Origin of the sequence: Mesorhizobium sp. M7A.F.Ca.US.006.01.1.1, from assembly GCF_003997935.1 — a bacterium.
Classification (GTDB): domain Bacteria; phylum Pseudomonadota; class Alphaproteobacteria; order Rhizobiales; family Rhizobiaceae; genus Mesorhizobium.
Genome location: NZ_RZQL01000296.1, coordinates 1 through 7439 on the forward strand (window position 1 = coordinate 1; position 7439 = coordinate 7439).

At 61.7% G+C, this 7439-nt stretch carries 9 protein-coding genes; 2 read left to right on the plus strand and 7 right to left on the minus strand.

Annotated elements, in window-relative coordinates; translation table 11 throughout:
• Positions 1–234: 234 nt before the first annotated feature.
• The 5 genes from EN943_RS32570 to EN943_RS32590 are packed head-to-tail and all read right to left on the minus strand — an operon-like array spanning position 235 to position 4796.
• Complete coding sequence (locus tag EN943_RS32570; RefSeq protein ID WP_127416085.1) at positions 235–993, minus strand: MBL fold metallo-hydrolase; 759 nt, start codon at positions 991–993, stop codon at positions 235–237.
• Positions 994–1012: 19 nt separating this feature from the next.
• Positions 1013–2077 carry an ABC transporter ATP-binding protein gene (locus EN943_RS32575; RefSeq protein WP_127416086.1) on the minus strand — a complete coding sequence of 355 codons (1065 nt, stop codon included), beginning with the start codon at positions 2075–2077 and terminating at the stop codon, positions 1013–1015.
• Positions 2074–2856 (minus strand): ABC transporter permease, encoded by a 783-nt coding sequence (locus tag EN943_RS32580; RefSeq protein WP_127416087.1) that lies wholly within the window; start codon positions 2854–2856, stop codon positions 2074–2076. Before EN943_RS32580 ends, EN943_RS32575 begins: the two co-directional genes overlap by 4 nt.
• A gap of 1 nt (position 2857) precedes the next feature.
• Positions 2858–3703: an ABC transporter permease gene (locus EN943_RS32585; RefSeq protein WP_127416088.1), complete on the minus strand. Its 846-nt coding sequence runs from the start codon at positions 3701–3703 to the stop codon at positions 2858–2860.
• 13 nt (positions 3704–3716) lie between these two features.
• The gene (locus tag EN943_RS32590) at positions 3717–4796 is read right to left on the minus strand and encodes a spermidine/putrescine ABC transporter substrate-binding protein (RefSeq protein ID WP_127416089.1); all 1080 of its coding nucleotides are present in this window, start codon (positions 4794–4796) and stop codon (positions 3717–3719) included.
• A 92-nt stretch (positions 4797–4888) separates the two neighbouring features.
• On the opposite strand from EN943_RS32590, the gene EN943_RS32595 reads away from it, so the two are divergent.
• Complete coding sequence (locus EN943_RS32595) at positions 4889–5503, plus strand: TetR/AcrR family transcriptional regulator (RefSeq protein ID WP_127416090.1); 615 nt, start codon at positions 4889–4891, stop codon at positions 5501–5503.
• A gap of 124 nt (positions 5504–5627) precedes the next feature.
• A complete protein-coding gene (locus EN943_RS32600) occupies positions 5628–6086 on the plus strand; it encodes a DUF2569 family protein (RefSeq protein WP_245476061.1) in 459 nt (152 codons plus the stop codon).
• A 562-nt stretch (positions 6087–6648) separates the two neighbouring features.
• On the opposite strand, the gene EN943_RS32615 is transcribed toward EN943_RS32600, so the two are convergent.
• Complete coding sequence (locus EN943_RS32615) at positions 6649–6834, minus strand: DUF1236 domain-containing protein (RefSeq protein WP_127416092.1); 186 nt, start codon at positions 6832–6834, stop codon at positions 6649–6651.
• Positions 6835–7240: 406 nt separating this feature from the next.
• Positions 7241–7439: hypothetical protein (locus tag EN943_RS38035; RefSeq protein ID WP_206522852.1), on the minus strand; the 199-nt coding region annotated here is incomplete at its 5' end.

A 7439-nucleotide genomic window follows, 5' to 3' on the forward strand; every position in this document is an offset into this window, starting at 1 on the left:
GTATTGGGATCATCTCAATCCATCCAGCCGTGACACCAACGTGCTGCGCAAGACCATGCTGCTTCTGCTGCATCAGGCGTTCCCGCGGCATTTCGAACTGATGCGCTAGAGCAATTCCAGGAAAAGTGTGAAACGGTTTTCCGTTCGGAATTGCGCCAAACTTCGGAATTGCGCCAAACAAGGAGTTGGAGTGGTTCGCCGTTTCCGTAAAACGGTGAACCGCTCTAACCGCTTTCAGGGCTGCCGCAGATGGCAGCCGGCCTGCCGCTTCTGTTCTAGATACTCGTCGACGAGCTGGCGATAGCGCACCTTGCCGAAGCTGGGAAAATGGCCGCCGTGCACGACCGAGACATCGAGATCGCGCATACGCAGCAGTGTCGCCATGTAGTCTGATATGTCCGAATGGTAGACGTCGTCGATCAGCGGGCCGTCATAGATGATGTCGCCTGATAACAGGATGCCCGTCCTGTTTTCGTAAAGCGCGATGCCGCCGGGTGAATGGCCTGGCGTGTGGATCACCTCGAAGGCACGATCGCCGAGATCGACGACGTCGCCATGCGCGAGCAGGCGGCCGGCGGGTGCGGGGAGAATGCGGTAGCGTGCCGTGTCCCATCCCTCAGGCATGCCGTCGAACATCTCGTCAGTCGCATAGATGCCCGCCGCCGTCCATTCATTGCGCGGATCGGCGAGGATGCCGGCCTCGGCCGCGTGCACGCAGCGCTCGGGAAATTCGTGGTGGCAGCCAATATGGTCGAAATGCGTGTGGCTGGCGACGCAGGTCAGTTTTCGCTCAGTGACCAGCGGTACGTGGCGCCGAAGGCTGAAATGACCGAGGCCGGTGTCGAAGAGGAGATCGCGATCACGGCCGCGCACATGCCACATGTTGCAGCGGAAGAACGGTTTTATCCATGGCTCGTGGATCAGCGTGATGCCGTCGGCCATGCGGATGGTCTCGTACCAGTCCGGTGCCTCGATGACCGAAAGTGTTGCCATGTTCAATCCGTCAGAAAGTTCAGTCCGTCAGCAGGATGATCTGGTCGGTATCGCAGGAAATCGCAACCGTGTCGCCCGGCCGGACGGTGGCAGTCGCCGGCAGCCTGGCGATGAAATGAAGCGACGGGTCCTCGACGGAAACGGCGAGCACACGTTTGAAACTGCCCTGGAAAACGACGTCGCTCACCTCAGCCGTGCCAAGCCTGACACCGCCGCGCGCCTCGCCGAGGACAAGATGCTCCGGCCGTATGGCCAGCACGACGGCAGAGCCGACCGGTAACGCGCCGGGCAGCGAAACCGGCCCGACCGGCGTCGCGACAGTGCTTGTCCGGTTCCCAGCCTCCGTGACCGTGCCGGCAAGGATCGTGCTTTCGCCCATGAAGGTCGCTGAAAAACGCGTCGCCGGCCGTGCGTAGACGCGCTCGGGCGGACCTTCGTCCTCGATGCGCCCGTCATTCATCACCACGCAATGGTCGGCGAGCGCCATTGCCTCTTCCTGGTCGTGGGTGACGTGGATGAAGGCGGTGCCGACGCGCTTCTGGATTGCCTTCAACTCATCCTGCATCTGCCGGCGCAATTTGAGGTCGAGCGCGCCGAGCGGCTCGTCGAGCAAAAGCACCGCCGGCTCGATCACCAGCGCACGCGCCAGCGCCACGCGCTGCCGCTGGCCGCCGGAGAGCTGGTGCGGTTTCTTGTCGAAGGCGGAGGCGAGGCCGACCAGCGCCAGCGCGTCGCGCGCCTTTGCCGCCCGTGTCGCGCCATCGACGCCCTGCATGCGCAGGCCGAAACCGACATTGCTGCCGACGCTCATATGCGGAAACAGCGCATAGTCCTGGAACACCGTCGTGGTCGGCCGCTTGGCCGGCGGCACCGAGGTGCAGTCCTCGCCACGGATGAACACCTTGCCTTCGCTGGGGGTGACGAAGCCGCCCAGAATGGACAAGAGCGTCGTCTTGCCGGAGCCCGACGGCCCAAGCAGGATCGTATAGCTGCCGGGCTCGATCTGCAGCGAGACATCCTTCAACACGGTGTGCTGGCCGAAGCGATGCGAGACGCTGCTGATGTCGACGAGGGGCGCGCTCATGCCGGCTTTCTCCGAAGCAATGTCAGTTCAAAAAACACCACCAGCACGATGGAGACGGCAAAGACCAGCGAGCCGACGGCGTTGGTCTTCGGGTTGAGGCCCGAACGCAAGAGGTTCCAGATTTCGACCGGCAGCGTGGTGTCGAAGCGGGTGAGCAGGAAGGAGATCACGAACTCGTCCCAGGAGAAGGTCATCGACAGGAAGAAACCGGCGAAGATGGCAGGCGCCATGACGGGCACGGTGATCAACAGCAGCACCTTCCACTCCGGCGCGCCGAGGTCGCGCGCGGCGCGCTCGATGTTGATCTGGTGGTCGCCCATCTGGCTGTAGATGATGGCAAAGCACAGCGGCAGGTTGATCACGACATGGCCGATGCCGGCGGCAAGCAAGGATTTAGGTGCGCCGGCCCAGTTGAACAGCACCAGCAGCCCCATGCCGATGATGAGGTAGCTGACCGTCAGCGGCAGGGTGATCAGCCCGCGCAGCAGGCCGGAGCCCGGCAGGACAAAGCGGGCAAAACCCCAGGCGGCGAGGAAGCCGAGCGTGACGGCGGCAAGCGATGAGATGGACGCGACCAGCAGCGAATTGACCAGCGCCGAGGTCAGCCTGACGTCGGAGAGAACCGCCTCATACCAGCGCAGCGAAGGCCCGGTGAAGGGCGGAATCGGAAACGACGTCGCCTGCAGCGAAAACAGCACCAGCACGACGACCGGCAGGAAGATGAAGCCGTAGACCATGATGGCGTAGAGCCAGGAGGCGATGCGGACGAGCTGGCGCATTTCAGGCCCGCTCGATCTTCAGCCAGCGGGCGCAGGCAAGGTAGGCGATAGTAACCACCGCCATCAGGATGATCGACAGCGCCGAGGCCAGCGGAAAGTCGCCGCGCCGGCCGATCTGCATCATCACCAGTTGCGGCATCAGCAGCTCGTTGTTGCCGCCGAGGATCTGCGGCGTGATGTAGTCGCCGATGCACAGCACGAAGGTCAGGAAGGCGCCGACCATGATGCCGGGCAAGGTCAGCGGCAGCACGACATGCAGGAAAGTGCGCACCGGTCCGGCGCCGAGATCGGCGGCGGCCTTGCGGTAGCTCGGGCTGAGCTGCTTGAGGTTGGCAAAGATGGTCAGCGTCAACAGCATGACGAAGAAGTGCACGAAGCCGGTGACGGTGGCGAAACGCGTGTTGGCGAGCTGCAGCGGCTCGGCAAACAGGCCGGAGCCGGTCAGCGCCCGGTTCACGACGCCGTTCTGCGCCAGCACCAGCAGCCAGGAATAGGAGCGCACGACATAGGAGGTCCAGAACGGCAGCACCGCCAGCATCAGCGCCAGCCGCTGCCAGCGCTCCGGCACCTGTTCGGCCAGAATCCAGGCAAAGGGATAGGCGAGCAGCACCGAGATCACGGTGACGATGGCGGTGACCCGCAGTGAGTTCACCATCGCCTGCCAGTAGGACGGGTTGGTGAAGAACTGGCTGTAGTTCGTCAGCGTGAAACCGCCGCCCTCATGCGCCGTCAGGCTGGAAAACCCCATGGCGATGAAGGGCAGCACGAAGAACAGCAGCGTCCAGCCGAGCGCCGGCGTGACCAGCGCCCAGGGGAGAGCACGCCCGTTGTTTCCCGAGGTGCTCATGAGCGGTATCGGCTCATTTTGCCTGCAGCATTTCGGTCCACATGTCCTGCATCTTCTTGTCGAGATCGGCATTCGGCGCCGGATAGGCCTGGGCGCGCGCCAGGAAGCCCGGCTGTTCGTCGAAGCGCAACACCTTCTTCTGGTCGTCGGTGAGTGCTGCCTTGGTGTTGGCCGGCATGCCCCAATAGCAGGAGGAGGTGGCAAGGCGCGCCTGGCCTTCCGGGCTCATAATGTACTGGATAAACTTCAGCGCCATGTCCTTGTTCTTGGAATCCTTGAACATGGCCAGCGACTGCGACCAGAGAATCGCACCCTCCTTGGGGATCGAGAAGTCCAGCGCCGGGTTTTCCTTGGCCAGGCCCGCCGTCACCCATTCGCCGCCGCCGACCAATATGTCGACCTCGCCGGTCGCAAGCGCCGTCTGGCTGGCGGTCACTTCGCCGACCAGCTTGGCATTGGCCTTCATCTTCAAGAGCTCGTCCTTGAGGGCGGGCAGGTCGGCTTCGGTGAGATCGGCCGTCTTCTTGCCGATCGCCAGTGCCGCCATGCCGATGACCGGCAGGTAGTAGTCGTAGATGGCGACCTTACCCTTGTACTTGTCGCCGGTGAGTGCTGCCATCGACTGCATGTCGGCCGGGTCGACCTTGGTCTTGTTGTAACCGATCGTGTTGTAGCCGAACTTTTCGGTGATGCCGTAGCGCTTGCCGCCGACCACGGTGGAGCTGTCCATCTTCACCTGCGGGAACAGATCGGCCAGCGGCAGTTTGTCTTCCGGCAAGGGCTCGAACAGTCGCTTTTCGACGCCGCGCGGCACGTCGATGCTGTCGATCACCATCACGTCCCAGTCGCCGGGCTGCGACTGTTCGACGATGGCGAGGCCAGCACCCGTGCCCTCGAATTCCTTGACGTTGACCTTGACGCCATTGGCCTCCTCAAACGGCTGCAGCAAGGCCGGATCGGCATGATCGCACCAGATCAGCGCGTTGAGATCGGCGGCCTGCGCGCCCGTCGAAAGCAGCAGCGCCGCGGCTGCGGCAGCTGTGCGCAAACGGGTCTTCAGGATGGAAAGCGGATTGCTGGCTGTGTGTGACATCGAGTGTTCTCCCTTGCCTTTGTGGCTTCTTGCAAAAAATTGAACCAATTCTAAAATTGAGTCAATTCTGTTTTTGTGGCAAGAGGCTGGGAATGAGCGGATTGCGGGCTAGGCAAAAGGCGGACCGGCACCGGCGTATCATCGAGGCGGCCGCGGAATTGTTTCGCGAGGCCGGCTACGAAGGTGCCAAGATCGAGGCGATTGCCGCGCAGGCCGAGGTCTCGGTCGGCACCATCTACAATTACTATGAAAACAAGGGCGACATCCTCGGCGCCATCGTCTCGCTGGAGGTCAACGAGGTGCTCAATGCCGGGCAAGGCGTCGTTGCCAGGCCGCCGGCCAATGTCGGCGACGCGCTGGACACGCTGGTCGGCATCTATATCGAGCACTCGCTGCACTATCTAAGCAAGGAGATGTGGCGGCAGGCGATGGCGATCTCGACGCAAGCGCCCGACAGCCCGTTCGGCCAGGCCTATACCGGGCTCGACCGCTCACTGACCGAACAGATCCGCGCCCTGATCGCCCGGCTGCAGGTTCTTGGGCTGGTGCGCCAGGATATCGATGGTGCGGCGCTCGGCGAACTGATCTTCAACAACATGAACATGATGTTCATCGAATTCGTGAAGCGCGACGCGGCCAGGATACCGGAGCTGCGCGCGGCGATACGCCGGCAGAACCGGATATTGGTGGCGGCGATTGCGGTGTGAAAGTCAGGAGCAGGCAGGAAAAAGCGTCGCTTCCGCATAAGACCTGGTTTCAGATGCATGTCGCCTCTTGAGTTGAATTTAAAACCTGATACAACCTAGGAGGGCATAAGCGGGGGAGGGGTAAATGGGGACGTTTTCCGTCTGGCATTGGGCGATCATGCTGCTGTTGATCGGCGTGCCTGTTTTCTTTGCTGTTCGATCAGCCGCGAAGCCTTCGCAGAATCCTGAGGCTCTTATAGGCTTCGGCGGCTGGCTGATGCTGCTGGCGATCGGTCAGACATTGTCGCCATTGCGCACACTCGCCGACTTGGCCAATTCGGCCGACGGCTACCAGCAACTCATGACCCTCTCGAATGGCCCCCTGGTGGTTTATGGCGAGGTTGCTCTCAATCTGGCATTTCTGGCGCTTCAGCTGGTTGTGCTCGTTTCGATGCTGCGGCGTAGCCACCGCTTTCCGCAATTGTTTCTGCTCCAGTGGCTCGCCATCCCTGTCGTTTTCGTACTGGACACGATCTGGGTTGCGTCAGTTCTGGCCGTTCCGGTGAGCCTGGTGCTCGCAGGCGATGCGCTGGTGGCCCCATAGTCTCGTTTGTGGTGACAGGGCTCTGGGTCGCCTACGTCTACAAATCGGTCAGGGTGCGGAACACGTTCACCCGGGTTGGGGCATCGGCCCGGGTTGCGAGCGCGTCATAGAAGTCAGCACAACTTGGAATATTTTGGGCATCAGCGGCTCGGCGAATTGATCTTCAACGACATGAACATGATGTCATCGAGTTCGTGAAGCGCGACGCAGCGAAGATACCGGAGCCACGGGCGGCGACCCGACGGCAGAGCCGAATTCTTGTGGCGGCGATTGGGGTGTGACCTCGTGCACCACTATGTCGCCATCGAAGCTGGAACGGCCAGATTCTGAGCCGGCCGACCGAGACCGTCGTCCGTGACGGCTGCGACCTTTTCGAAGGTCTTTACTTCGGCCTCATTTAGACGTGCTGCCCGCGCTCTCGCCTGGAGATCAACTAGGCGCGCCACGAGCGCTTGCGACGTCTCGACTTCAGGGTTCATCATTTTCATTTGTCCGATCAGTGGCGATTTGACGAGCGCAACCCGGCGGCATCCCTGCCAGCGGGCTTGGCCGGTTCGAAGCTTCAGTCGTAGACTTTCACAGTCTTGCGTGTGCTCGGGTCCACCAAAACCGTTCGGTTGTCGACCACCGTATAGCGGTATTTGACGTTGGGAACCTCGTGGAGTTCGACCGTGTTCTGTGCCGCAACCGCCCCGACGCTGGCCAACAGCAGGAGCGCCGCAGCGGCGCTGCTTAGGTGCATCCTCATTTCTTTTCCTCCTCTTGTAACCTGGCGGCAGCACGACCGGCTGGGCGCCAGCACCCGAACACGCCGCCACGCCAAACGTTCCTCATACGGGCCTCTGTCTGAATCCGCGCAGGACCAAAGTCTGGTTGGAAGACGCAATGGTCTTACCCGTTGGGAGTAGGCGGAACGGCTTAGGCCTAAAGGTTGTTGTCTCTCCAAATTCGGAGAGAAACAGTGGAAAAAAGTGTCGGCCAGGCGCGATGGTTGCTCGCACCGATTTTCGCAACAGCCATCACCTTCCTGGTGATGGGGGTCGTTCTTGGCTGACATGGCGTGGATCGGCGCAGCTACGTCCCTTCCTGCGCTGATAGGACCCGCGAGCCGCTTCGGCTGCGGGTCCTGTACTTCACCGTGCGCCCACGTCTGCTCATTCGGCAGGCGTGGGCGCATTTTTAGCATGTACCTTGGGAGGTTTATTATGGATCGGCGATCCTTCTTGACTGCAATGTTTGGCGTTGCCGGGGCAGCGGCCCTTGCGAGCGCTATCCGCCCAATTGATGCAATGGCGGGTGTTCCAGGGGCTGGACACGGCATCCTCGATGAACTCGAAACGCCACAAACAGAGG